The sequence below is a fragment of the Filifactor alocis ATCC 35896 genome (genome assembly GCF_000163895.2).
GTDB classification, from domain to species: Bacteria; Bacillota; Clostridia; order Peptostreptococcales; family Filifactoraceae; genus Filifactor; species Filifactor alocis.
In genome coordinates this window covers 456,412-482,390 of the sequence record NC_016630.1, presented here as the reverse complement: position 1 = coordinate 482,390, position 25,979 = coordinate 456,412, and the positions used below count along the sequence as shown (strand labels likewise).

Genomic DNA, 25,979 nt, shown 5'->3' with positions numbered 1-25,979 from the left:
TGAGAAAGGAGCATAATATGGGAAAGATGGGACGCCCTCTGGTTGATGACCCGAAATTTCATAGAGTAACGGTTAGAATGACAGAAGGTGAATATCAAGAACTTAAAGAATATGCAAAAACTCATAATTTGACCATGTCGCAGGCGGTTAAATCAGGGATAAAAAAGCTGTATTGCAATTCTCTGAAAAAATGACGAAAGTTCTCACTTCTATATTTTGGTATAGAAAGGAGAATTGGAGATGTCCGCAAGAAAAGACAACAAAGGTAGAGCTTTAAGGAAAGGAGAAATCTATCGAGAAAGTGATGGGAGATATGCTTATGGCTATGTAGATCCTTATGGAAATAGAAAGTTTATCTACTCAAAGGACTTAAAAAAATTAAGAGAAAGAGAAGAACGACTTATTAAGGATCAATTAGATGGTTTAGATGTATATGTAGCTGGGAATGCTTCGCTTAACTTCGTTTTTGATAGGTATATTTCTACAAAATCCGAATTAAGAGAAACAACATACACCAATTACATGTATATGTATAATCATTTTGTAAGAGAAGGCTTTGGAAAGAAAAAAATTGGAGAAATCAAATATTCTGATGTACTTTATTTCTATTATGATTTGTTGAATAACAGAGAACTTCAGGTAAATACATTGGAAACTATTCATACAGTACTTCATCCAACTTTTCAATTGGCTGTCAGGGATGATATTATCCGAAACAATCCAAGTGATGGGGTAATGGCGGAGATTAAAAAGAAAAATACCAAAAAGAAGAACATGAGGCATGCATTGACTATTGAACAACAAAGAGCTTTCATGAATTATATAGCTTCAAGTCCGGTATTTGTCCATTGGAATCCAATATTTACGGTACTACTTGGCACAGGTTGTAGAATTGGAGAGGTAGTTGGACTTAGATGGTCTGATATAGATATGGAAAAAAGAACCATTGATATAAATCACAGCATGACCTATTATCCAAGAAAAACCGACACATATAAGTGTGAATTTAAGGTTTCTCTACCTAAAACGGAGGCAGGCGTCAGAATTTTGCCGATGATGCAGCCTGTGTATGAAGCTTTAGAAACGGAGTATGAAAGACAGAAAGAAGAAGGGTTTTGTACAGCGGTTGTTGATGGCATGAGTGGTTTTGTATTTTCAAATCGTTTTGGTATGATACATAATCCCGCTGCTATCAATAGGGTTATTAGGAGGATTTTAGAAGCTCATAATACTGAGGAAATTGTTAAAGCCAAGAAAGAAAAAAGAGAGCCAATAATGATCCCTCACTTCTCTTGCCATCATTTACGCCATACTTTTTGTTCGAGATTTTGTGAAAATGAAACCAATATAAAGGTGATTCAGGAAATCATGGGGCATGCAAGTATAGAGACTACAATGGATATTTATGCCGAGGCAAATAGCGATAAGAAGAAAGAATCAATAGAAAATTTAGCAAAGAATTTGGATATATTTTAAATGAAAATAGAAGTTGAATTTGTGGTTTGAAAGACAACAAGAAAGTCTGATGACAACAAAAAAGACAACAAATTTCCAAATTATACTAATGAATAGTACTTGATAGTACTTTTATCGAATTGCTGAAAATACTAATAATATAGGATATTGGGTGATAATATGTTGAGTAAAAAAGTATTCCCGACGATGAAACCTATCGTTAAAAAAGAAGAGGAAGAAGAAGGACAGGAACTATAGAATTTGGTAAAAATAGAAGACAATAATGTTAAAAAATACTACTTGATAGATTGAATAATTATTGTTTGTCAAAAGCTATTTTTAATTTTTGTTGCTGTATGACAAAAATTGTTGATATGGAAAAATAATTCCAGTTATAAAAATTAATATTAAAGCGGTATGACTCAACTCATACCGCTATTTTAATGGAACATGCAAAGGAAATAATTTGTATTAAAACTCAATAGAAATACTTCATAATTCTATAAAAAGTGACTGTTTCATAGATTTAGCTACCTATGTACAAACTTTTTGAAACTTCACATAAGTTAATTATCGGAACAATTAGAAGCATCACTTGTAGAGTTTTGATGGATTCAATTGTTTAATTAGTTTGTAGTATTAATAGATTATAGAGAATATAGAATATTCTCCTTATTATTAATGAGATTTAGGGATCAGGTTATTTCATTTTTGTATTCATAGAAATTGAATTTGTGCTTTTTAATATTAATTTTATGTTATAATGACAAATATAAAGAGTATCAATTGGTAACGGAAATATTTTATGAGAATTTGATTTTGTTTGACATGATATGATTTTTTCGCATAAAAAAACTCGCTAAGCGAGTTTCATCCATATCAATATGGGCCCATTGGGCGATTAGAAAAATTCTTTATTTGAACCGTGTAGTGTAATCTCATATGGTAGTCAACTTGAGATTAGACTTATTATACTACACTATTACAAACAAATCAAGTACTTAGATGTTGAAGGAGGAGTATATTTTGACAAAAGAATATTATTTAGGACTGGATGTAGGCACTAATTCTGTAGGTTGGGCAGTTACCGATTCACAATACAACCTATGCAAATTCAAGAAAAAAGATATGTGGGGAATTAGATTATTTGAATCAGCAAATACAGCAAAAGATAGAAGACTACAAAGAGGAAACAGAAGAAGACTTGAGCGAAAAAAACAACGAATCGATTTATTACAAGAAATTTTTTCTCCTGAAATCTGTAAAATTGATCCTACCTTCTTTATAAGATTGAATGAGAGTAGGTTACATTTGGAAGATAAGTCGAATGATTTTAAATATCCGTTGTTCATCGAAAAAGACTATTCTGATATAGAATATTACAAAGAATTTCCTACTATATTTCATTTACGAAAGCATTTGATAGAATCAGAGGAAAAACAGGACATCAGGCTGATATATCTTGCACTACATAATATTATTAAAACGAGAGGTCATTTTTTAATTGATGGAGATTTGCAAAGTGCAAAACAACTCAGACCTATCTTAGATACCTTTTTGTTGAGTTTACAAGAAGAACAAAATCTTTCTGTAAGTTTGTCTGAAAATCAGAAAGATGAATATGAAGAAATCTTAAAAAATAGATCGATTGCAAAAAGTGAAAAAGTAAAAAAATTAAAGAATTTATTTGAAATAAGTGATGAGTTAGAAAAAGAAGAAAAAAAAGCTCAAAGTGCAGTAATTGAGAATTTTTGTAAATTTATTGTCGGTAACAAGGGAGATGTTTGCAAATTTTTGAGAGTAAGTAAAGAAGAATTAGAGATAGACTCCTTTTCTTTCTCAGAGGGAAAGTATGAAGACGATATTGTAAAGAATTTAGAAGAAAAAGTTCCTGAAAAAGTATATCTTTTTGAACAAATGAAGGCAATGTATGATTGGAATATTTTGGTAGATATTTTAGAAACAGAGGAGTATATTTCCTTTGCTAAGGTAAAACAGTATGAGAAGCATAAAACGAATTTGAGATTGCTAAGAGATATTATTTTAAAATATTGTACAAAAGATGAATATAATCGTATGTTTAATGACGAAAAAGAAGCAGGTTCCTACACTGCGTATGTCGGGAAGTTAAAAAAGAACAATAAAAAGTATTGGATTGAGAAAAAAAGAAATCCGGAAGAGTTTTATAAATCTTTAGGAAAATTGTTAGACAAAATAGAACCATTAAAAGAAGATTTAGAAGTCCTTACTATGATGATAGAAGAATGTAAGAATCACACACTGCTTCCTATTCAAAAAAATAAGGATAACGGAGTTATTCCACATCAAGTTCATGAAGTAGAATTGAAAAAAATATTGGAAAATGCCAAAAAATACTATTCTTTTTTGACAGAAACAGATAAAGATGGATATTCTGTTGTGCAAAAGATAGAGAGTATATTTAGATTTAGAATTCCATACTATGTAGGACCTTTGAGTACAAGACATCAAGAAAAAGGTTCTAATGTATGGATGGTAAGAAAACCGGGAAGAGAAGATAGAATCTATCCTTGGAATATGGAAGAAATCATAGATTTTGAAAAATCAAATGAAAACTTTATTACGAGAATGACGAACAAATGTACCTATCTAATAGGAGAAGATGTTCTTCCGAAACACTCTCTACTATATTCTAAATATATGGTTTTGAATGAATTGAATAATGTGAAAGTAAGAGGAAAAAAATTACCAACGTCTTTAAAACAAAAAGTATTTGAAGATTTATTTGAAAACAAATCCAAAGTAACGGGAAAAAATTTGTTAGAGTATTTACAAATTCAGGATAAAGACATTCAAATTGATGATTTAAGCGGATTTGACAAAGATTTCAAGACTTCTTTAAAATCATATTTGGATTTTAAAAAACAAATTTTTGGAGAAGAAATAGAAAAAGAATCCATTCAAAATATGATAGAGGATATTATTAAATGGATTACAATCTATGGAAATGATAAAGAAATGTTGAAGAGAGTCATTCGGGCTAATTATTCGAATCAATTGACCGAAGAACAGATGAAAAAAATAACAGGGTTTCAATATTCCGGATGGGGAAACTTCTCGAAAATGTTTTTGAAAGGAATATCAGGAAGTGATGTTTCAACAGGCGAAACATTTGATATTATTACTGCGATGTGGGAAACAGATAATAACTTAATGCAGATTTTAAGCAAAAAATTTACGTTTATGGACAATGTTGAAGACTTTAATAGTGGTAAAGTAGGAAAAATAGATAAGATTACTTATGATTCTACGGTAAAAGAAATGTTTCTGTCACCGGAGAATAAGAGAGCAGTTTGGCAAACAATTCAAGTTGCCGAAGAAATCAAAAAAGTAATGGGTTGTGAACCGAAAAAAATTTTTATTGAAATGGCTCGTGGTGGCGAGAAGGTGAAGAAGAGAACAAAATCCAGAAAAGCTCAATTGTTAGAACTTTATGCTGCTTGTGAAGAAGATTGTAGAGAACTTATAAAAGAGATTGAAGATAGAGATGAAAGAGATTTTAACAGTATGAAATTATTTTTATACTATACTCAATTTGGAAAGTGTATGTATAGTGGTGATGATATTGATATCAATGAATTAATTAGAGGAAATTCAAAGTGGGATCGGGATCATATTTATCCTCAATCCAAGATAAAAGACGATAGTATTGATAACTTAGTGTTGGTTAATAAAACATATAACGCAAAAAAATCGAATGAATTATTGTCTGAAGATATTCAAAAGAAGATGCACAGTTTTTGGCTCTCTTTATTAAATAAAAAATTAATTACCAAGTCAAAGTATGATAGATTGACTCGAAAAGGCGATTTTACAGATGAGGAGTTAAGTGGTTTTATTGCAAGACAGTTGGTAGAAACAAGACAGTCCACCAAAGCAATTGCAGATATATTCAAGCAGATCTATTCTTCAGAGGTAGTTTATGTGAAATCTTCTTTGGTGTCAGATTTTCGAAAAAAACCGTTAAATTATTTGAAGTCCAGAAGAGTAAACGATTATCATCATGCGAAGGATGCATACTTGAATATTGTTGTTGGAAATGTATACAACAAAAAATTTACATCTAATCCGATTCAGTGGATGAAAAAGAATAGGGATACTAACTACAGTTTAAATAAAGTGTTCGAGCATGATGTCGTTATAAATGGAGAAGTGATTTGGGAAAAATGCACGTATCATGAGGACACAAATACCTATGATGGAGGAACATTAGACAGAATAAGAAAGATTGTAGAACGTGACAATATCTTGTATACAGAATATGCTTACTGTGAAAAAGGAGAGTTATTTAATGCAACAATACAAAACAAAAATGGAAATTCGACCGTTTCATTAAAGAAAGGTTTGGATGTAAAAAAATATGGAGGATATTTCAGTGCAAACACTTCCTATTTTTCATTGATTGAATTTGAGGATAAGAAAGGAGATAGGGCAAGACATATCATCGGGGTGCCTATCTATATTGCAAATATGTTAGAGCATTCTCCTTCTGCATTTTTGGAGTACTGTGAACAGAAGGGATATCAAAATGTCAGAATATTGGTTGAAAAAATTAAAAAGAATTCTCTTTTGATTATCAACGGATATCCATTGAGAATCAGAGGAGAAAATGAGGTAGATACTTCATTTAAAAGAGCGATACAACTAAAATTGGATCAAAAAAATTATGAATTGGTACGAAATATTGAAAAATTCCTTGAAAAGTATGTTGAAAAGAAGGGCAATTATCCGATTGATGAGAACAGGGATCATATTACTCATGAAAAAATGAATCAACTCTATGAAGTATTGTTATCCAAAATGAAAAAATTTAATAAAAAAGGAATGGCAGATCCGTCTGATAGGATAGAAAAGTCCAAACCGAAATTTATAAAATTGGAAGACCTGATTGATAAAATAAACGTAATTAATAAGATGTTAAATTTATTAAGATGCGATAATGATACTAAAGCAGATTTATCCCTAATAGAATTACCTAAAAATGCAGGTAGTTTTGTAGTCAAAAAAAATACGATTGGAAAGAGCAAGATTATTTTGGTGAATCAATCGGTTACAGGATTATATGAAAATAGGAGAGAGCTATGAGTTGGAGAGAAGTAATTATTACAGGTCATGCAAAACTGGACTACAAGATGGATTATCTTGTAGTCCGTAAGCAGGATGGGACAGACCGAGTCTATATTCCGGATATTGGCTTTTTGATGATTGAGTCTACGAGAGTCTCCTTGACAACGACACTGATTTCTGAATTAGTGAAAAATAAAGTCAAAATCATATTCTGCGATGCCAATCATAATCCACAGTCAGAACTGCTACCTTATCATGGAAGTCATGACACAAGTCTGAAAGTAAGAGAACAAGTGAGTTGGAGTGATGAAATCAAACAACTTGTTTGGACAGAAATCGTAAAAGAAAAAATTAAAAATCAGATGGAACTTTTGGAAGAATACCAAAACTTTGACAGAGCGGAATTGTTAAAAACTTATATTGAAGAAATGGAACCGGGTGATAAAAATAATCGTGAAGGCCATGCTGCAAAAGTATATTTTAATACAGTGTTTGGGATTGACTTTACAAGAAATGATGAAAATACAATTAATGCTGCCTTGAATTATGGATACAATATCTTATTGTCCTGTTTTAATCGTGAAATTGTGTCCAACGGTTATTTGACACAGATTGGATTATGGCATAGCAGTCGGTTTAATTCGTTTAATTTAGCTTCTGATTTGATGGAACCGTTTCGTATTATAGTAGATCGAAAAGTGCTCACTTTAAATTTAGAAAATTTCGATAGTCACAATAAATATGAATTAGTAAGTATCTTAAATGGAGAAGTAAGAATTGATAGTAAGGTGTCTTATGTAAACAATGCTATTAAGTTATATTGCAAAAGCATTTTTGAAGCATTACATTATGAAGATACTTCATATATCAAATTTTATACCAATGAGTTATAGATATATGAGAATTATAGTATTTTTTGATTTGCCTACAATTACCTTAGAAGATAAAAGAGACTATCGAGATTTTCGAAAATTTTTAATAAAAAAAGGTTTTTTGATGATGCAGGAAAGCGTCTATTGTAAATTAGTATTAAACCAAACCGTAGCAAGTTCCGTGTTAAGTTCTATCCGAAAGCATAAACCTAAATCAGGACTGGTTCAAATGATTATGGTGACAGAGAAACAATTTGCAAAGATGGAATATCTGTGTGGAGAGAAGCGAAGTAATGTTGTAGATTCAGATGATAGGTTGGTGATTTTGTGAACTTAGTGTACTATGACTTGAATATGGATATTGAATTAGAAGAAGAAAGATTAAACTTTTTAGTGATAGAGAATCCTGTTAAGTTGGAAGATTTTGTTTTGTCAATCCATTCTGCAAAACAAAAAATAACAGAGGATGTTTCTATTTTTGAAAAGTTTGAGAAAATAAATTTTGCCAAACAAGTAGATATTTTATTTTCTCCGATGAGTATTTCGTATCATACAAAGGAAATTCAGAAAAAACTACTGGAGTATGTTTTAGAAAAGGTTCAAGATTCCTATTTGGCAGAAGACTTTATTGATATTTCCGGTAGCCTTGTGTCTTTATGTTCTAAAATATATTTAGAGTTGGAATATGATATAGAGTATCTTGATTATGTTGAAGTAGAGGATATTTTGAAACTGATGGATATCCGGTTGAAAGAGGAAGAAGGACGATTTGTTGAACGGTTGATTGATTATAGCAAAACAATGTTTGAATTATTACATAAGAATATCTTTATTTTGGTAGGATGTTCAGGCTTTTTAACAAAGATAGATTTCGAATATTTGAGGCAACATCAATTCTCACAAAAAATATTATTTTTGTTTGTGGAAAGTCATCAAATTGACTTGGAAAGTCCTAAGAAACAAACTATAATAGATATAGATTTATGTGAAATATAAAGAAACTACCATATGTAATACGGGCGTAGTAGTGGCGTTTATTTTCAAATTGAGTTTGAGAGTAGTGTAATTTCATATGGTAGTCAAACAAATCGGCGGTTATGCCGGAGCGGATGATGGTTTGAGAGTAGTGTAATTTCATATGGTAGTCAAACACAAATGCTATGACGGACAAGCTTTCTTTTGTTTGAGAGTAGTGTAATTTCATATGGTAGTCAAACACAAATGCTATGACGGACAAGCTTTCTTTTGTTTGAGAGTAGTGTAATTTCATATGGTAGTCAAACTTCCAGTAATATTTAACGCAACTCCTTGTCGTTTGAGAGTAGTGTAATTTCATATGGTAGTCAAACATTGGTAAGAAGCGGAAGTCAATCGATATTGTTTGAGAGTAGTGTAATTTCATATGGTAGTCAAACCCAATGCAGCTGGAGTGGGCTCATCAAGTAGTTTGAGAGTAGTGTAATTTCATATGGTAGTCAAACACAAATGCTATGACGGACAAGCTTTCTTTTGTTTGAGAGTAGTGTAATTTCATATGGTAGTCAAACACAAATGCTATGACGGACAAGCTTTCTTTTGTTTGAGAGTAGTGTAATTTCATATGGTAGTCAAACAATATGATTCTAACAAAGATGGAATTGTAAGTTTGAGAGTAGTGTAATTTCATATGGTAGTCAAACCCACGATTTCAAGCAAGTCTTTTATTATGTGTTTGAGAGTAGTGTAATTTCATATGGTAGTCAAACTTTGGTTGGTTTATTAATTCTTTTCCCAATGTTTGAGAGTAGTGTAATTTCATATGGTAGTCAAACCCTTTTACTTTTAATCATACGGGTGTAGTTGTTTGAGAGTAGTGTAATTTCATATGGTAGTCAAACTCTGTGGTTTGGTCTAATCTCCTGTGGCAAGTTTGAGAGTAGTGTAATTTCATATGGTAGTCAAACTTTGCTCTTGAACCGATACCCCTATTTCATGTTTGAGAGTAGTGTAATTTCATATGGTAGTCAAACATTCGTATTAGGGATTGCAGCAGGAACGCAGTTTGAGAGTAGTGTAATTTCATATGGTAGTCAAACTGCACCTTTGCACCGCCAGACTTGTGGAATGTTTGAGAGTAGTGTAATTTCATATGGTAGTCAAACAAAATGTTGTGTCAGATATTCTAATCTTTCGTTTGAGAGTAGTGTAATTTCATATGGTAGTCAAACAAGCTTTCTAAAATGTGATGAACAGACGAAGTTTGAGAGTAGTGTAATTTCATATGGTAGTCAAACTGATGTATAATCGTAAAATATTTAGCGGTTGTTTGAGAGTAGTGTAATTTCATATGGTAGTCAAACTGATGTATAATCGTAAAATATTTAGCGGTTGTTTGAGAGTAGTGTAATTTCATATGGTAGTCAAACATTTCGGTAATTTAGGCAACGACATCCACCGTTTGAGAGTAGTGTAATTTCATATGGTAGTCAAACTGTAGTTTAAAAGATAATCCTACTAAAATGGGTTTGAGAGTAGTGTAATTTCATATGGTAGTCAAACCAATCAAAAGTAGATGCCTAAAAACATAACCGTTTGAGAGTAGTGTAATTTCATATGGTAGTCAAACTTGAACATAAAGCTAAGAATTTGAGTGATGGTTTGAGAGTAGTGTAATTTCATATGGTAGTCAAACTAACTCTTCAACGCTTCCGCCTGTGCTGTTGTTTGAGAGTAGTGTAATTTCATATGGTAGTCAAACATAAAAATAATCATATGCGTCATAAATTTTGTTTGAGAGTAGTGGAATATAAAAATTTTTGTAATGTTATGCATCATATTAACTTATTTTACATAGAATATAGAGAGAAGTTGGATGAGTAGGATGTTAGACTTTCTTTTCTAATAACTTTTAACTTTTTGACAAAGTCATAGTGGTTTATCAATTTGTTCTCAAAAAATTATCAATATCTATTGCAAGTTATATTAGACATCAGATGATATCTATTTTTCTGTAGTTGCATTGTTACAGGATAGCTGGGTAAGTTTGTGATGATGGTGTATTCATCTATTATAGTTCAGTTCAGAAAGGAATATAGGCGAATTATCATGGCAAAAAAAGATTCAAATTTTCAAGTAAAATTTATGTCTTTTGTATTTCGTGGAAAAGAAATATTTAAACCTTTGAATACAGGCTTTATTGATGAAAAAGTGGGTTGTATTAGGGAATATGTGGCTAATGTTTATTTTTATACAAAAGATGGTCATACGATTATGATTGATGCAGGTTATAACTATGACAGACTTGCGGAAAAGATGCGTTGGATTCATATCAATCCGAAAGATATCAAGGATATTTTAATTACCCATCAGGATACGGACCATGTTGGAGCTATTGAAACAGATAGTGACAGATTATTCAGTGAAGCAACAATATATATTGGAAAAATTGAAAATGAGTATTTAGAAGGTCGTAAATGTCGTAAAGTTTTTTGGGGATTGCATAAATTGCCTCAAGTGAACATTGATAACAAGAAAGTTTTAATTGACGATGGACAAGTATTTTATCTTGGGAATATTAAGATAGAAGCTTTTCTTGTTCCCGGACATAGTTGGGGACACCTTGTATATTTGATTGATGATGTTTATTTATTTACAGGAGATACCATTTGGTTTGGAGCAGATGGCGGATATGCATTTTTAAATACGCTTGCAGAAGATAGAAAACTGCAGGTGAAATCTCTTAAAAGATTGGAAGAAATACTTAGAAAAAGAAATCTTAAGTTAAAGATTATTACGGGACATACCGGGTGGACTGATGATATTGACTTTGCTTTTGCTCATACAGATGAAATTTGCAATGCATTAAGGAGAAAACCAAAAGTTCACGATTCGAAAGCTCCTTATGATGGTTTTGATGAAAGTGATGATACAGAAGAAAATGTAAAGAAAGGTTACCTTAAAATGTGAAAAGTCCCCGCATTTGTGCGGGGGCTTTCTCAGTTTATCAAGTTTATGACAGAATCAAAAATTGATAGTGTAGTCTATTGTAGTATTTAAGAAATAAATGTTTCTTTTACACGTCCTTTCCAAACACTGGAATCTCCATAAAATCCGGATATTTTAGAGAGTTTTAAGTTAGTTAAATCTTGTTCTAAGTCAGAAACGGCAACACCCTTTCTTCCTAAAAGAATTTCAGGATTCTTTTGTATCAAGTGTGATACTACTTGGTTATGAAGTTTTCCTACCATTGATGTTTTTGCAAAAAGATGAAGTTCATTATCAGATGTAACAGCTGCCAAATAGTGGTTTGATCTACGACTTGCAAACCATCCAAACAAAATTCCCAATAACACACTGTGATTTACTTCATCATAGCCATATAGTTCTTTAATATCTTCAATTCGGAATACTTCCAATCCATCTTGAAATGTCACAATATAATTTGGAGTAATGTAGCATTTCAGCTGTTTATAGAATACAGTGTCCGACATATCAACTTCAGACAATCCTTGCGCATATTCTTTATCCCGTTCATAGAGTTCTTTGCAAAGTGCAATTTTATTCTCTTTTTTCATTTGTTTTTTTATGATTTTAACCATCTCGAAAGCAGACATAATAATTATGATTGCAACGAATAGATACATTATCCAGTCTCCAAATCCCATACGTTGAAGCGCGCTGTCATTTGAGTACACTAAACAAAAATTTCCAAGATATTCCATTGGATCTGTTATCGTTTCATCTCCAACATAATGGATATAAGCTTCTGATGCAAGTTTATCCAATTCTGCATCTGATTTTTCTATATAAGCCGTCAGGTGAATAGGTTGGATTTCTATCGGTTCTTTTGAATAGGTAGCCTCTACAAGTTTGTCAAGTCCTGTTTCGACAAAATCTTTTTCAGAAATACCAAACATATAATCATGCATCTCATCTTTTTCTTCATCCTTTATGGATACAAACATATATCGGTTTCCTGCATGATCTGTTCCGAATAGATCACTTGCATAAACTGCATCCAAGTACACATAGTCTCCGAATGTGTGTGCATCTTCAACATGCTCTCCTGTAAAATTAAGTTTTACCATAAACATTCCCAAAACACTAAAAAATACAATGATAATCGCCAGAAGTATTGCCTTTATAATTGCAAAACCTCTTCCTGTTTGAAACATCTTCTTTTCCATAAATTGACCTCCAATATAATTTAAGTATGAAATTGTATGGTAGAAATTTTTTGAATATGGTGTGTTGTGTAATAATCTGTGAAAAACAGTTATAGAATTATTATATGTAACTGAAATTTTAAGAATCTCAATTGTTACCATTTCGAAAAAATTAATACAAATTATTTAGATAGGATATTTTGTACACATAAAACCGATTGATTTCCCTTGTCATGGTGTTCTTATGATAAAAAAAGTCCATACCAATTAATTTGCAATTGTATCTACCACAGTGAAGTATAAAATAATCTTTTGTTTTAGTCAAGTATCGGATTATAAGTATTGCGTGGGAGGTTGTTAAATGATATAACACATCACAATATACAGAATAGAGAACTATGGTTAATGTAGTACATTAGTTTTTTAGCAAGATATGGTTATTTTTCTACAGAGTAGTGTTATAATGTTTTTGTTAGTGTTATATGGTATATGCCGAAAGGAAGTATGGGTTGATTTGAATATAGTGTTGGGGGAGATTATGATGAAAAAACAATGGATATTTATTACGGCATTGATGACAATACCGGTAATTTTTGGTGCATGTAATAATTTATCTAAGAATAGCGATGCGTCTTATGAAGATGATTCCGGTAGCAAAAATAATATAGCAGTACATCAAGTTGCTCAAGAAGATAAAAATATTCAGGAAGCAGATTTACATAAAATTTTTCAAAAAAATATAGTGAATGGGAACAGGGAGCTTAGTTTTCTTTGTGCAGATTATGATAATGATGGAACTCTTGAAGCTTTTGGGGTATCCGCAGATGAGAGTACTGCTGCTGATGAACGTGTAGCAAAGTTGTATTTTATAAATGGTAAAGGAAACTGTGAGGAGATTCCTTATCCTAAAAAGGAAGATTTTGTAGTAGAAACATGGGTTAAAAATGATTTTGTGGGAGACGGAGAAATAGTAGGACAAGACGATGAAAAGTTCTTTGTTTGGATAGAAAATTTCGGTGGTCCGGGCTCGTTGGCACATGTCTTTGGTGTAAAAGATGGAAAGTATTTTAGAACAAATATTTCAGGTGAAGTTGAGGATTTTGCAATATCGGAAGATGGACTGTATGTTGGTACGACAAGCTTTTTTAAGGATATTGACAGTCCGGATTTTGCAGGTAGAGAGTGGATGTTGCATTATTTTAACTATGATAATACTAAGGATGAATTTATTGAAATACGTTCAGAACCGGCTGATGTTTAAAATGAGTGAATAAAATTGATATGCTGCTATCTGTATGTTATTTGAAACAGTATCTAATTGTATTCCATAGAGTCTTTCAGTAGTGAAAGTTAAAAATGAAAAATACTGAAGTTAATGTATTTTTCGTAATTACAGAGAATTTACAATATTTGAACAGTCATTTGTGAGTGTCTACATTGGATTTTAAACCTGGAATTTTGATTAAGGTGTAACTCTTAATAGATAATTAAAAATTTTGATATATCCGGAAATGAATAAGTATTTACTTTTTTGATGTTTCTTTTAAGTTATGATACAGTTGCTATATCAATACACTCAGCTTATTGGCTGAATCATTAAAATTTTAGGGTTTGGTGCAGTTTTGGTATTGAAGCTTTTGTTAGCAAAACTATACAGGATATAGCAAAAAAGATATTGAGTGGTATGATAAAATCTGCATGAATTCATTTAGGTAAATTTGTACTCATGGTATATGGTCATTGTTACTATGTGATATTTTTAGGAAATCAGGAGGATGAAGAGGATGGATGGAACAAAGATTATTTATTTAAGTATTCTTATAATATTGGGAGTTTTTTTCATTAAGAAGATGGTTAATCCGCCTATCGGACCTCGCTATAAATTTAAAATGATTATGTTTACAATAGAAGCTGAGGAACGGCTAAAAACAACAGAACTTGGTAGTCATATTTTTACATCAAAGTCAAGAAGTAAGCTGATATTACCTTGGGAGTTTGATTTGTGGACACAAGCTGATTTATTTGAAAATGGTATTGTTTTAAAACGAAATAGAAGAGAGAAAACAGTCTTTTTTTATGAAATATATGCGATACAACCTTTACTGATAAATTCACTTTTTGTAAAGGGGAAATACTTTGGATATGCTTTTACACTTAGGGAGAATAAAGAAATTATTTTAAAAAGTCGTGATATGCATGATTTGGATGTTTTTATAGAGAAACTTTGTTTCCTCTTTCCTCCGGAAAAAGGTGTAGCGGTGATAGGAGATATTGATTAAAAATCGAATCTGTCATTTATAACTGATTATTTAAGGAAATTCTATCCTAATCCAATATTTTCAGTTGAATGGAATCACTACAATAGGATGAGATTATCAAAAAAATTCATAATCCTTATGAGTAACAGCAGATCTTTGAAGATTGTGTAATACGATACAGACGGATAGACTTAAATGATTATGGTAAGATACAGTGAAAAAGTATATAGTAATGTAGATATACACAATAATCTTTCGTTATTTGAGGTAATTAGGTAACAATGATTATCAGAAGTACAGGAGGATTTACTTAGAATATATAAAAAATAAGGAGGGACACGGATGGGAGGAAGATTAATTTTTATTTCATTGATTTCTTTTTTGGGAATTAGTTTTTTAGCAATTATAGCAGGAATGTATTTTTATATGAAACGAACTGTTTCAGGCGGAAAATCATTGTTGGACGAAGCGGTAAACATGGAAGAAAACACTTCGAGGATGACACTTGGAGAGTTGTTGGTATATGTATCTGCTATCCTTGTGGCATTGCTATTTGCTGTTAGATTGATGGATAGGGGAGGCTCCGGATTTGCTAATTTGGCAAAATTTATTGTTTTGCCTCCGGTTATGGCATTTTTTAATGCACGAAAGCGTACCGGAAGATCAGTGTTTGTAATTATGGGCGCTGTGATATTTTCATTTTATATGTTTATGGTATATATCATAATCGGTGTTCCGGTAAAAGCGCCGGTGCTTACGATTAATGATACGGAAATCACGATGGCACATACAACTGTTTCTGATATCGTAGCAGATGGATTTGATATCTATATCAAGCAGAGTGATTCTCCTCACAGAGATTATGGTACATTACTTTCTTCCGGTATTTTTCAAAAATATCCTTGTGATAGGAGTGTTCTTGTTGAAAAAGGGTTTCGACGAAATAGTGATTCTATATACTATTCTCCTTATCTTCTTGTAAAAGATGGTGTTGTGATTGGCAGTATAGGTCTGTATGGGCACAAAACTGAGGATATTGCATTGGAAGACTGTAAAATTATCCATTTTAAATGTGATGAAGATTGTGTTGCTGCGGCAAGAGCAAAAGCTATGCATTATCGTCTTGATAATATGGAGTTGCTCAATCCGTTAAAGTTGGAAACATTGCAAAAGACATTTGATAAGAAATTATGGTTATTTCCACCGAGCAATCCGACAGATGTTACTCAATTGCATTATGGGATCAAATGGTCATCAGGGAGTGATCATCTTTTTTGGAATGAGTATTATGCCTACATTCATTTTGATGAGAGCAATCATATGACTGAATTTGAGATTTCAACTGAAGTAGCACGTGACTGGAATGAGTGAGGTCATAAAGATGAAAAATAAAATATCTTTTGTACTTGATATGTCTACATGTTATTTGTATATTTTTTACAGTAAGTTGTTTTTTATTTCCAAGATGGGGATATTGGGTTAAAAACTCACGTTTTTTAAATTCAAGTTTCCATGTTTATTCAATGATTATTATTTTGGTATTTCCATTGTTTTCTGTATTGCCATATTTTTTTCAATATGACTTTCCAAATTCGCCTACATGTAAAAAAGTGATATTTGCAGTAATATTAATTACTAATGTTATTTTGATATTAACATATACTGCTTTTCTTCATAAAATGATGGGATAGTACAATACAAGGAGTATAAGTTGGTAAAAAATTAAAATTTAAATTATTATAGTTATTATAATGAGAGAGGATGAAAAGTTATGAGTAATGTATTAAAAAATCCGTTCAATAAAACAGTAGAAGATTTTGAGAAAGAGTTTTGTGGAGAAACCTTCGAGCTTTTGATTGTTACTGTACAAGATGTCAGTGGAGCAGCAGCCTTAAAAGATGGTTATGATCGTCCATGTACTCATTTTACAGCATGTGTGGATGTTGAAACAAACGAGTTTTCTACTGTTGAAGGGCGTTTGGAATGGTTGGTTAGTCCTGAGGAAAAAGAGGAACAAGGTTGGATTTACACCTTTGAACCATATAAAATACATCATATTAGATGTAGAAAAAGACCTCCTATGACATTGGAACCATATATGGCAGAAGTGTTAAATAACTGCTACGCTCTACTGGATTATATTGATGATAGTGTCTCGGATAATAGATTAGAAGCATTGATTGAAGAGTATTTAAAACCGGTTGTTATCAAAGACACAATAGGGGAGTTTACATTAAACAGAGCATATTCATGGTTTGAAGGAAGTGTTGATTTTAATGGAAACAGAGTTAGAGTAATGTTGGATGCAAATCAGGATGGCGATGTTCCTCCAAAATCCTTTTTATATCTCAAGAAGTTTACTGAAAATATAGAAGAACGAGATTCGAAAATACGAGAATTTATCGTGAAAGATTTGTGGGAAACAGCAGAAGATTGGATGGATTCTGAGGAAGAAGATGATTTAACAGAAGAATATTTTTATAAGTCATTGTTTCTATCTGATTTCTCCATCAATGAGGAAGGAGAGATGACATTGTATTATGGAGATGAAAAGGAAATTTTTGCAGGTCATGCGATAGAAGTTCGTATGAATGCAGAGGGTGAGATAAAAAATGCAACTTTGGTGGGATAGGATAGAAAAAATTTCATACAAGTAGTTTTCACAAAAAAAGAGATAGAATATATGTTGTGAAAGTTTTGTGAAGAATGTATATGGTGAATAAAGGTGGTATTACTTGTCTGTTTGAACTTCAAGCAAGTTATAATTTTGTAGGTTATTTTAAATAGTCAGAATAAGGGAGAAGAATATGAGTAAAAAAATCAAAGAAATCCCACAGGATTGGGGAATGTATTTGCAAGGTATCAATGAAAAACCTGCATTGACGAAAACGAATTTATCTTTATTTCGTTTAGCACCAATAAAATCATATGATGTGAGAATTCAATTTGCTGTATATTATATGAACCAAACAGAATCCGGTCTTCCGAGTCAGGAAGAAAATCCTAAACTTTGGGAGATAGAAGATGCTCTGACTGAAGCAATTCAGTGCTTTGATGTCATAGATGTGGGATTGATAAAGTGTGAGGGCGCAATGAATCTCTTTTTCTATGCAAAAGAGAAGAGGGAAGAGTTGGAACAGATTGAGCAGTCATTAATTCAAACCTTAAGCAAAGAGTTTGAAGGTTATCAATGGAACATTTGGTTTGATACTGACAAAGAATGGGAGTGTTATCTTGAAACGCTCTACCCTAATAAGTATTCGATGCAGGAAATTAAAAACAATAATGTTTTGGAAGCACTACAATCGGAAGGGGATGATTTCTCCAAAGAAAGATTGATTGAGCATTGGGCATATTTTGAAACAGAAGAAGCATGTCTTAATTTCATAAAAAAAGTTCAATCTGAACACTTTCAATTATTCTCGGATGATGTGATTGATAATGGGCAGTATCGGTATCAGGCGGGAGTGTCTCGTAATGATTCTCTTGATGACATTGATGAAATTACTTGGTATCTCCTTGATACAGCCGAAGAGTTCGGTGGTTTTTATGATGGCTGGGGTTGTGGGCTTATGAAATAAAAAAATTTTTCATCAATGATTCATTTCATAAATTTATAATTAAATATATCAAATAGGTTAATTGTAAAATGAAAATGAACTAAAAAAATTCCATAGAAAATCACATTTGGTATAATTGAATCACCACAAAACAAAAAACCAAAGGTGATGACTATGGAATACAATAATACTACAGCAAATTCAAGAAAAAATAAACATTTAAACGATCTTAAATTGCAATATCAAATTGAACACTTTGGTAAAAATAAGTTTATTACCCTTAGATCATGGAATATATCCGATCTAAAAATTCATCGAAAAGTTCCTCCGGAGTTGCATAATCTAACAGTTTTCTCGGCATGTCATTCATTTCATCAGCGAACGATTCGATTATGATGCTCATTCTGAGACCTTTCCCGTTAAGAATATGGATGTGCAAAGTAAACTCGAGTACCCCAATTTTCAATCTCTACCAGTCTATCAAACTTGCTACCGTTATCTGTAGTAATGGTTTGAAATACGGTGCTGCAATATGATTCACCATACTCCTCACGAAGAGATAGATTTAAGTCACAAAAGAACGCACTGGATGTGTTGCATGGAATTTTAACGGCGATGCAGTAGTTTGTTTACTTCTCAACTAGCGCGATAATGACCGGTTGATCCAAAGATTTTCTGCTAATGACCGTGTCAATTTCCCAATAATCGCAGTCTATACGCAGACCTGCAATCTCAGGACGTTCTTCGATACTTGTTCCAAGAACCTTTTACGGACAGAATTTTCTTCCGGAATTTGTCGAACTTATTAAGTTATAAGTTTCTATGGGGTGAAACCCATAAATTTTGCACGAACGCTGTGTTGCAAGAGAAGTAATTTTCCCTTATAATAAAATAAATAGAAAGAAAGGAGGGGAGAAAAAATGAATATTATCAAGTCGTTTGATAATATGATTGATTATCTTGAAACGGTTCTTGATGATGAAATCAATTGAACGATGAGATAATGAGAGACATTCGTTTGACAGTGCCGAAAGTTGTATCAGAATGTTTTTCAAAGTGTAATATTTCTCTTGACATCTAAGAAAAGTTTCTCTTGTTTTGGTTTTTCTTCATTATACAATTTCAGGATTGAAAACTTTTCTGCAAAACTGGCGGGAGATAGTTTTCAAGTGTGACAATTCTTTTACAATTTATAAGCTTGGATTATGAATAAGTCTCCAGTTGTTTATAGTGAATTATATAATCGTTATACAGCATGAGCAACCGCTGTTTCTGTTCAGTATCGAAAGGAAGTGAATCTAATGTTAAAATTAAAATTAAAATCTTTTCTAAAACTAATCCCCATTCTGCTAATTACACTACTTTCAACAAGTGTAGTATTTGCAGACCTTCAAAATATCATACAAAATATGTTGCCCTTCACAGATGTGAAGCAGGGTGATTGGTATTATGCTGATGTGAAAATTGCTTATCAAAACAGATTAATCAATGGCAAGACAGATACTCTGTTTGCACCCCAAGATAATATGACGGCTGCGGAAGCGGTTAAGCTTGCTTCATGTATTCACCAACTGAAAAATGAAGGTACAGTCAGCTTATCTGCGGGAGTCGGTACATGGTATAAGCCCTATGTGGACTACGCCAAGAATAAGGGGCTAATAGATGTTGATCTTGATTGGAATAACAAAATCACCAGAGCAGGCTATATGCAGATCTTCGCTCGACTTATTACTGATGAAGAGGCAAGACTGAACAATGTACCGGATGGTTCCATTCCTGATGTCAGGATGAGTCACCCGAGTGCAGACGCCATTTACAAGCTCTATAGGGCAGGTGTAGTTCAAGGGGTGGATTCTAACAGGAATTGTAGCCCAATGAGTTATATAAAGAGAAGTGAAGTTGCTGCCATTCTAACCAGGATGATGGACGTAAATCGCAGACTGCAGGATTTCAAAATAACAAAAGAACCTGAAAATGCTAAAGCGGATCTTGGAACTAGGGTTGATTTGAAAGTCGAGGTTAGTGGTGGAAAGGCTCCATTAAGCTATCAGTGGGAATATTTGGATGAGGAATCAGGAAATTTTAGAAATAGCACGTCAGAAGGAAATGCTACGGACACACTCAAGGCACCGGTAGAAGAAATTAGTTATAAGTATCGCTGTGTAATTACGGATGCAACCGGAAAACAAGTTATAAGCAAGGCGGCTAAAGTGGAAAAATCCAATTCCGGAACACTAACTGTGACAAAGCAACCGGAGAGCAAAATAGGAAATGTTGGGCAAATAGTGAAGCTCGAAGTTGGAGTGAGCGGAGCTAAAGAGCCTGTTACCTATCAATGGGAGTATTCTGAAAATTTATCAGGTTCTTTCTATAAGAGCGAGGCTATAGGTAATAAGACGAAAGAGCTGACAGTAGCTATAGAAAATAAGGAGTACTGGTATCGTTGCAAGATTAGGGATGGTGCCGGTCAAACAGTTGAAAGCGGCAAAGTTCTTGTAAAAGTGAGTGGTGATTCGGACAACTTGTTCAGGATTACATCACAGCCGATAGATATGAGTGCTTCACCGGGCAAATTAGTTATGCTGGGTGTGGCTGTAACAGGAGGTACTCAGCCTTATCGCTATCAATGGAGCTATTCTGAAAACGGAAGAACAAACTTCTTCCCAAGCAAGGCGGTGGGCAATAAAACTAATATACTCAAAGTACCTACAGAGAGAAAAACCTACTATTATCAATGTGAGATTAAAGACGATACGGGTCAAGCCTTGTATAGTGATATTGTCAAAGTGACGGAAACCTCAGGAGCTCCTTTTGAAATTGTCAGACAGCCGGTAGGAGGTTATGCTAATTATGGGGAATACTTCGATCTTGAAGTCAAGGTAAGAGGCGGTCGCGAGCCTTACACTTACCAATGGCAGTACTATGACAGAAATGGATTTAGAAATTGTACTGGTCCTGGGAATAATGAGAAAATGGTTAAAGTCATTGTGGACAATTCCGGTATATATAAATTTCCGCATCGTTGTGTTATCAAAGATGCGGATAATAAAGAGCTCATCACTAATCCCGTTGTTATAACACTGAATGAGTAACTATAAGTGCTTTTGATATAGAAAAACACCCTGAAAGTAAAACGGATATTTAGGAGAAGAGGTGGAACTTGTCGTTGAACTCAAAGGCGGCAAAAAAACCATAGAATATAAGTGGTACAGAATGAAATACGGACAAAATAAGTTTGAGTTTGTGGGTACGGGCGAAGGCACAAATAACACAAACAAGCTGAAAGTAAATGTGAAAAATGTGCCTTATGATTATCGCTGTGTGATGGCGTCTAAGGATAATAAAGTGCTTAGTACGATTCCGGTCAGAGTAGAAAAGAGATAGTCTGTTTCATTGCTTTAAAAGACTTAAGTTCTAAGACCCTCCAAAATTATGGTCCCGAATTATTTTGGAGAGCTGAGAAACAGCAAATCAAATAGTGAATATGCACCCTCTTTACTGGACAATTCAGTAAGGAGGGTATTTTTATGAAATATAGTCATGAATTCAAATGATAGATATGGCTACAAATATGAATTGTTTCATATAGTCTTTCACTTAGTCCAAACATAGAACAGATAAAGAGTATGCTTAATAGAGCATTTAAGAAATTCCCTCATATATCAGGTTTCGTATTTCATTCGGATTAAGGTTTACAGTATCGGCATGCTTACAAAAAAGATTAGTGGGAAAAGATATCATACAGTGAATGTTAGGGAAATGTAATTGCTATGACAACCGTATAATAGAGGCATTTTTTGGAAGAATGAAAAATGAAATGTAGTATGGTCATAAAAAATTTTTTGATTGGTTTAAAGCATTTTCTCATATATATAGATAGATATATAGATTTTTATAATAATGAGAGGATTCAGGAAAAAATGGATGGCTCCTGTTAAAATACAGGAAAGCATCCGCGACATAAACTATTTAATATTGTGTCCGGTTTTTGGGGTACTCATCAGTAAATCGAAAATGATTTACTGTTTTTTGTTGCCAAAAATTAGGAAAACAAAAAACAGAAGAAAAATGGTGAGTACAGAAGATCTAAGAAATTACACAACATAAGAATCAGATTGTTAAGGTAGTATAAGTTACAGAGGGAAGTATAACAGGTGAATGAATTTGTAAAAAGAGTGCAGTTTTTTGAAAATCATTTGATTCAATGACAAAAAAACATACTTTACTTAGAGAACCGATGAGATCTCCAATCATTAGATTTTTCGGTCTAACTTTTTGGGGGTAGTACAAAATTATGTTGGTTCACTATTTATTAGAATATGTTATTTTGTTGATTTTTTGAGTTCAAAATTTTCAGTCACCGAAAATATCAATAAATTATAATAAATAATATACAAATTTTCCGAAAATACTATAAACAATATCCACAATGTAAAAGAAAATTACGAATTAGTTGACAATTATATTTTATTGGGTTATAATAAAGTAGGAAAACGTATTCATTGTTATTAAAAGGAGGAATTAATTATGGCAGAAAAACATTATACGCTTGGAACGGAACAGCAACAAGAGTGGATGCAAGATTATTTCTTTCCGCCAAGGGGAATAGGTTTCTTGGAACCGGGTATTGTTGGTCTTGATAGTAATGAATTTAGTGCCTATAATGTCGCAAAGTCTTTTTATCAGAATTATCCTGAGGTATTTAATTTAGAATACATTTCTAAAGAAACAGGATTGTCTAAGGAAGATATTAAGAAAAGGATATCCAGAATGTACAAGGATAAGGTGATTATGCTTGTAATGAATCCTGCGGTGGCAGTATATGGATGGGGACTGTATTATTGGGTAGTAAAGCTAAAAGATGGTACTCCAAAAGAAGTAAAACAAAAATTATCGGAATGGTTTCAAAATAAAGACGATATTTGTAGTGGTTATGAAACTCATGGGGAATTTGATTATTTTAACGGAAATCATATGAGAGTATTGGATAATCTGTTATATGATGTAATCGGCCCATGGAAGGATATGCCGGAAGTAGAATATGTTCATTTGTGTCCAATTAGAAGAGATGTCAGAGAATCCAATGTAAATATGTGGGATGCACATGGAGATGGGTATAGAAAATTTGTTTGGGGAAAAGAGCAGGTAGACAAATTATTAAAATATCAAAAAGTGATTGATGCTTCTGATTTTGCTATCATCAATGCTATTAACAGTACAAAGACAGTAGGCGATATGTTTGATTACGATGTATTGGAAAAATTGTCAGGACTTAATGGAAAGCAAATGAAAAAAGATTTTATGGAGATTTGTGATGTAAGACGTTTTATTGTTCCAATGATTTATATTAATCATATGAAATTAGGATTAACTATGAAAATGTATTTGGTTCGACTTTTCCAAAATGTTCCAAGTTATCGAAAAGCACAGATAGCAGATGAATTGTCAGATATGCCGGAATTTAACAATTTCTGGGTATTCTCTGATTCTTTCTATGATTTCATGATAAGTTCTTTTACTGAACTTACTGATTGGGAAGAGTTACGTCAAAAAATTGAAAGTTATAGTGAAGTAGAGTTTGTGAAACTTGCTGATTCTAATCGTCAATTCCGTAGATGGGTTGCACGTTTAGATGATGAAAATGGATTTTGGGAAGAATGTGTATTTACAGATGACTTTTTGCAAGACAGAACAGCCGGCAATTGTATCAAATGTAATTTTTCAAAACATGAGGAGGTGAAATAGATGAAAGTCAATCGTTCTCGTAAGTATGTTGTAGATAATTTGCAATATGCATTGAATCCAAAATCTATTGCAGTGGTGGGTGCAAGTCGTTATAACGGAAAAGTAGGGTTTAAAGTAATAGAAGGTCTGTTAAATTGGGGTTATAAGGGGAAGATTTATCCTGTCAACCCGAGAGCTGAAAAGGTACACGGCTTTGATGCTTATCCAACAGTACAAGATATTCCGCACGATGTAGATTTAGTGTTTATTGCAGTACCTGCACACATTGTAAAATCAGTACTGGAAGATTGTGTTGCAAAAAAAGCCAAAATTGTGGTTATCGCTACCAGCGCCTTTAAAGAAATTGGAAGAGGTGATTTGCAAAATCAGCTTACTCAGTATTGTAGAGATCATAAATTGCCGATGATAGGACCGAACTTGGTAGGTATGGGTAGCCCTTATTTACATTTTAATTGCGGTTTTATCCCTTATTTGCCGATCGAAGGACCTGTGGCTATGATTTCACAATCGGGTGCGAATCTGTTGGCTGCACTTGGAACATCGCAAAAAGATCACTTTGGAATGAGTTTCTTTGTAGGACTCGGTAATAAGGCTGACGTCGATTTTTGTGAATTTATTTCTTATGCCGGTGTAGATGACAATACTAAGTGTTTGGCTGTTTATATAGAAGGGTTAGATAGTCCGGAAGCGTTTATAGATGCATGTAAATCTGTAAACAAGCCAATAGTTACTATTAAAGTAGGTGGCTCGAAAATAGGTGTGAAAGCTGCTTTTGCACATACAGCTTCTGAAAATGAGGGAACAACAGATAAATTTTATGACGAGGTGTTTGAAAAAGCCGGTGCAATCCGTGCAACAACATGGCAAGAATTTTTAGATGTCTCTCTTGCGCTTGGATTACAACCACCTTTACAAGGTGACAATATTGTCATGATAACAAATGGTGGAGGTTCGGGACTTTTAAGCTGTGATCACTTTGAACGTTGCGGTTTGCCTTTGCATGAGTTATCTGAAATTTCACCGGGTCTTGCCGGACGTATTCGTGCCTATATGCCTATGTTTGGCTCACCGCTTAATCCGGTAGATATTTCCGGAACTGCATCACCAATACAGTATAAAGGTGCATTCCATCAAGCAATCAGGGATCCGAAGGTTCATGGTATACTTGGTTCTATTTGTCCTACTGCTGTAACAGATGTAGGTGCTGTAGTTGATATCGTAATAGAGCTTCATGAAATGTATAAACATTTAAACAAACCGTTTATCATGGAATGTCAAGGTGGAGAGGAATGTCAGGAAGCAATTATGAAACTGAGAGATCATGGTATTCCTGCTTATCCGACAGCAGAACAATCTGTTAATGCTATGATTGCATTATATAAGTATGGTCAAATAAAGAAGAGTAAATAAAAATTGAAAATATGTTGTAATATTGATGAATGAAAAAAGTCGATATTCTTCAAATTTTGTAATGTAGTGAACTCCCAAAAGTTTATTTATAGATTTTTGGGAGTTTTTACATGGAAAAAATTAGGTTTAGTGAAAAATTGAATAAAACTTCAAATTTAAAAAAATATCTCTCATTTTTACCCCTCTTAAAATTAGGGGAACAGAGTATATAATCACTCACAGTGAAACAATAATTTAAAAAATGAATGGCAATTTGAAATACTGATGACTTGAGGCAATTCAAATATAGAATTGTATTAGACTACAGTATATATAATCAATAAAAGAGGTTAATCGCTTATTTCAAATGATTAACCTCTGCGAATATTGAGAAGATATTACAAAATACTGTCTGAAAAAGTAGTGATGCAGAAAAAATCATAGTAAGAA

At 32.8% G+C, this 25,979-nt stretch carries 18 protein-coding genes and 1 CRISPR repeat array; of the genes, 17 read left to right on the top strand and 1 reads right to left on the bottom strand.

Annotation, left to right across the window (positions count from 1 at the left end):
- Positions 1-17: 17 nt before the first annotated feature.
- The 7 genes from HMPREF0389_RS02135 (at position 18) to HMPREF0389_RS02105 (ending at position 11,378) form a co-directional block, all read left to right on the top strand.
- Positions 18-194, top strand: coding sequence for a DUF6290 family protein (locus HMPREF0389_RS02135; protein WP_014262096.1), 177 nt, complete (start codon positions 18-20; stop codon positions 192-194).
- 46 nt (positions 195-240) lie between these two features.
- On the top strand, positions 241-1,476 hold the full coding sequence (locus tag HMPREF0389_RS02130; protein WP_014262095.1) for a site-specific integrase: 1,236 nt from the start codon (positions 241-243) through the stop codon (positions 1,474-1,476).
- A gap of 1,005 nt (positions 1,477-2,481) precedes the next feature.
- Positions 2,482-6,579 (top strand): type II CRISPR RNA-guided endonuclease Cas9, encoded by a 4,098-nt coding sequence (gene cas9 / locus HMPREF0389_RS02125; RefSeq protein WP_014262094.1) that lies wholly within the window; start codon positions 2,482-2,484, stop codon positions 6,577-6,579.
- Positions 6,576-7,454 (top strand): type II CRISPR-associated endonuclease Cas1, encoded by an 879-nt coding sequence (cas1, locus tag HMPREF0389_RS02120; RefSeq protein WP_014262093.1) that lies wholly within the window; start codon positions 6,576-6,578, stop codon positions 7,452-7,454. The genes cas9 and cas1 overlap by 4 nt, the downstream gene beginning before the upstream one ends.
- Before the next feature lie 4 nt (positions 7,455-7,458).
- Positions 7,459-7,764, top strand: coding sequence for a CRISPR-associated endonuclease Cas2 (gene cas2 / locus HMPREF0389_RS02115; protein ID WP_014262092.1), 306 nt, complete (start codon positions 7,459-7,461; stop codon positions 7,762-7,764).
- The gene (csn2, locus tag HMPREF0389_RS02110) at positions 7,761-8,429 is read left to right on the top strand and encodes a type II-A CRISPR-associated protein Csn2 (protein WP_014262091.1); all 669 of its coding nucleotides are present in this window, start codon (positions 7,761-7,763) and stop codon (positions 8,427-8,429) included. The genes cas2 and csn2 overlap by 4 nt, the downstream gene beginning before the upstream one ends.
- Before the next feature lie 53 nt (positions 8,430-8,482).
- Positions 8,483-10,170: direct repeats of the CRISPR family, unit length 36 nt; unit sequence GTTTGAGAGTAGTGTAATTTCATATGGTAGTCAAAC.
- Between the two features lie 347 nt (positions 10,171-10,517).
- Positions 10,518-11,378, top strand: a complete 861-nt coding sequence (locus tag HMPREF0389_RS02105; RefSeq protein ID WP_014262089.1) for an MBL fold metallo-hydrolase — start codon at positions 10,518-10,520, stop codon at positions 11,376-11,378.
- An 86-nt stretch (positions 11,379-11,464) separates the two neighbouring features.
- Here the strand turns inward: HMPREF0389_RS02105 and HMPREF0389_RS02100 are convergent, their stop codons facing one another.
- Complete coding sequence (locus tag HMPREF0389_RS02100; protein ID WP_041250760.1) at positions 11,465-12,598, bottom strand: hypothetical protein; 1,134 nt, start codon at positions 12,596-12,598, stop codon at positions 11,465-11,467.
- A 520-nt stretch (positions 12,599-13,118) separates the two neighbouring features.
- On the opposite strand from HMPREF0389_RS02100, the gene HMPREF0389_RS02095 reads away from it, so the two are divergent.
- The 10 genes from HMPREF0389_RS02095 (at position 13,119) to HMPREF0389_RS02055 (ending at position 25,550) form a co-directional block, all read left to right on the top strand.
- Positions 13,119-13,838, top strand: coding sequence for a hypothetical protein (locus HMPREF0389_RS02095; RefSeq protein ID WP_041250759.1), 720 nt, complete (start codon positions 13,119-13,121; stop codon positions 13,836-13,838).
- Positions 13,839-14,361: 523 nt separating this feature from the next.
- A complete protein-coding gene (locus HMPREF0389_RS02090) occupies positions 14,362-14,856 on the top strand; it encodes a hypothetical protein (RefSeq protein WP_014262086.1) in 495 nt (164 codons plus the stop codon).
- Between the two features lie 321 nt (positions 14,857-15,177).
- Complete coding sequence (locus tag HMPREF0389_RS02085) at positions 15,178-16,206, top strand: hypothetical protein (RefSeq protein ID WP_014262085.1); 1,029 nt, start codon at positions 15,178-15,180, stop codon at positions 16,204-16,206.
- A gap of 400 nt (positions 16,207-16,606) precedes the next feature.
- Positions 16,607-17,467 carry a DUF2262 domain-containing protein gene (locus tag HMPREF0389_RS02080; RefSeq protein WP_014262084.1) on the top strand — a complete coding sequence of 287 codons (861 nt, stop codon included), beginning with the start codon at positions 16,607-16,609 and terminating at the stop codon, positions 17,465-17,467.
- A gap of 175 nt (positions 17,468-17,642) precedes the next feature.
- A complete protein-coding gene (locus tag HMPREF0389_RS02075) occupies positions 17,643-18,416 on the top strand; it encodes a DUF695 domain-containing protein (protein ID WP_014262083.1) in 774 nt (257 codons plus the stop codon).
- A gap of 1,280 nt (positions 18,417-19,696) precedes the next feature.
- Complete coding sequence (locus HMPREF0389_RS02070; protein ID WP_014262082.1) at positions 19,697-21,487, top strand: S-layer homology domain-containing protein; 1,791 nt, start codon at positions 19,697-19,699, stop codon at positions 21,485-21,487.
- Positions 21,488-21,548: 61 nt separating this feature from the next.
- Positions 21,549-21,779 (top strand): hypothetical protein, encoded by a 231-nt coding sequence (locus HMPREF0389_RS08695; RefSeq protein WP_014262081.1) that lies wholly within the window; start codon positions 21,549-21,551, stop codon positions 21,777-21,779.
- 428 nt (positions 21,780-22,207) lie between these two features.
- The gene (locus HMPREF0389_RS09330) at positions 22,208-22,333 is read left to right on the top strand and encodes a hypothetical protein (protein WP_408610221.1); all 126 of its coding nucleotides are present in this window, start codon (positions 22,208-22,210) and stop codon (positions 22,331-22,333) included.
- A 589-nt stretch (positions 22,334-22,922) separates the two neighbouring features.
- Positions 22,923-24,140, top strand: a complete 1,218-nt coding sequence (locus HMPREF0389_RS02060) for an AsnC family transcriptional regulator (RefSeq protein WP_014262080.1) — start codon at positions 22,923-22,925, stop codon at positions 24,138-24,140.
- Positions 24,141-25,550 carry an acetate--CoA ligase family protein gene (locus tag HMPREF0389_RS02055; RefSeq protein ID WP_014262079.1) on the top strand — a complete coding sequence of 470 codons (1,410 nt, stop codon included), beginning with the start codon at positions 24,141-24,143 and terminating at the stop codon, positions 25,548-25,550. It abuts the gene before it with no gap.
- Positions 25,551-25,979 lie beyond the last annotated feature (429 nt).

What these genes read in the sequence shown, in the direction of transcription:
- HMPREF0389_RS02130 (WP_014262095.1), top strand. Translation starts at nt 241, where the DNA reads ATGTCCGCAAGAAAAGACAACAAAGGTAGAGCTTTAAGGAAAGGAGAA.
- HMPREF0389_RS02085 (WP_014262085.1), top strand. Translation starts at nt 15,178, where the DNA reads ATGGGAGGAAGATTAATTTTTATTTCATTGATTTCTTTTTTGGGAATT.
- HMPREF0389_RS02055 (WP_014262079.1), top strand. Translation starts at nt 24,141, where the DNA reads ATGAAAGTCAATCGTTCTCGTAAGTATGTTGTAGATAATTTGCAATAT.
- HMPREF0389_RS02075 (WP_014262083.1), top strand. Translation starts at nt 17,643, where the DNA reads ATGAGTAAAAAAATCAAAGAAATCCCACAGGATTGGGGAATGTATTTG.
- HMPREF0389_RS02080 (WP_014262084.1), top strand. Translation starts at nt 16,607, where the DNA reads ATGAGTAATGTATTAAAAAATCCGTTCAATAAAACAGTAGAAGATTTT.
- HMPREF0389_RS02095 (WP_041250759.1), top strand. Translation starts at nt 13,119, where the DNA reads ATGAAAAAACAATGGATATTTATTACGGCATTGATGACAATACCGGTA.
- HMPREF0389_RS02090 (WP_014262086.1), top strand. Translation starts at nt 14,362, where the DNA reads ATGGATGGAACAAAGATTATTTATTTAAGTATTCTTATAATATTGGGA.
- HMPREF0389_RS02135 (WP_014262096.1), top strand. Translation starts at nt 18, where the DNA reads ATGGGAAAGATGGGACGCCCTCTGGTTGATGACCCGAAATTTCATAGA.
- HMPREF0389_RS02060 (WP_014262080.1), top strand. Translation starts at nt 22,923, where the DNA reads ATGGCAGAAAAACATTATACGCTTGGAACGGAACAGCAACAAGAGTGG.
- HMPREF0389_RS02100 (WP_041250760.1), bottom strand. Translation starts at nt 12,598, where the DNA reads ATGGAAAAGAAGATGTTTCAAACAGGAAGAGGTTTTGCAATTATAAAG.
- cas2 (WP_014262092.1), top strand. Translation starts at nt 7,459, where the DNA reads ATGAGAATTATAGTATTTTTTGATTTGCCTACAATTACCTTAGAAGAT.
- HMPREF0389_RS02070 (WP_014262082.1), top strand. Translation starts at nt 19,697, where the DNA reads ATGTTAAAATTAAAATTAAAATCTTTTCTAAAACTAATCCCCATTCTG.
- HMPREF0389_RS02105 (WP_014262089.1), top strand. Translation starts at nt 10,518, where the DNA reads ATGGCAAAAAAAGATTCAAATTTTCAAGTAAAATTTATGTCTTTTGTA.
- HMPREF0389_RS09330 (WP_408610221.1), top strand. Translation starts at nt 22,208, where the DNA reads ATGAAATGTAGTATGGTCATAAAAAATTTTTTGATTGGTTTAAAGCAT.
- cas1 (WP_014262093.1), top strand. Translation starts at nt 6,576, where the DNA reads ATGAGTTGGAGAGAAGTAATTATTACAGGTCATGCAAAACTGGACTAC.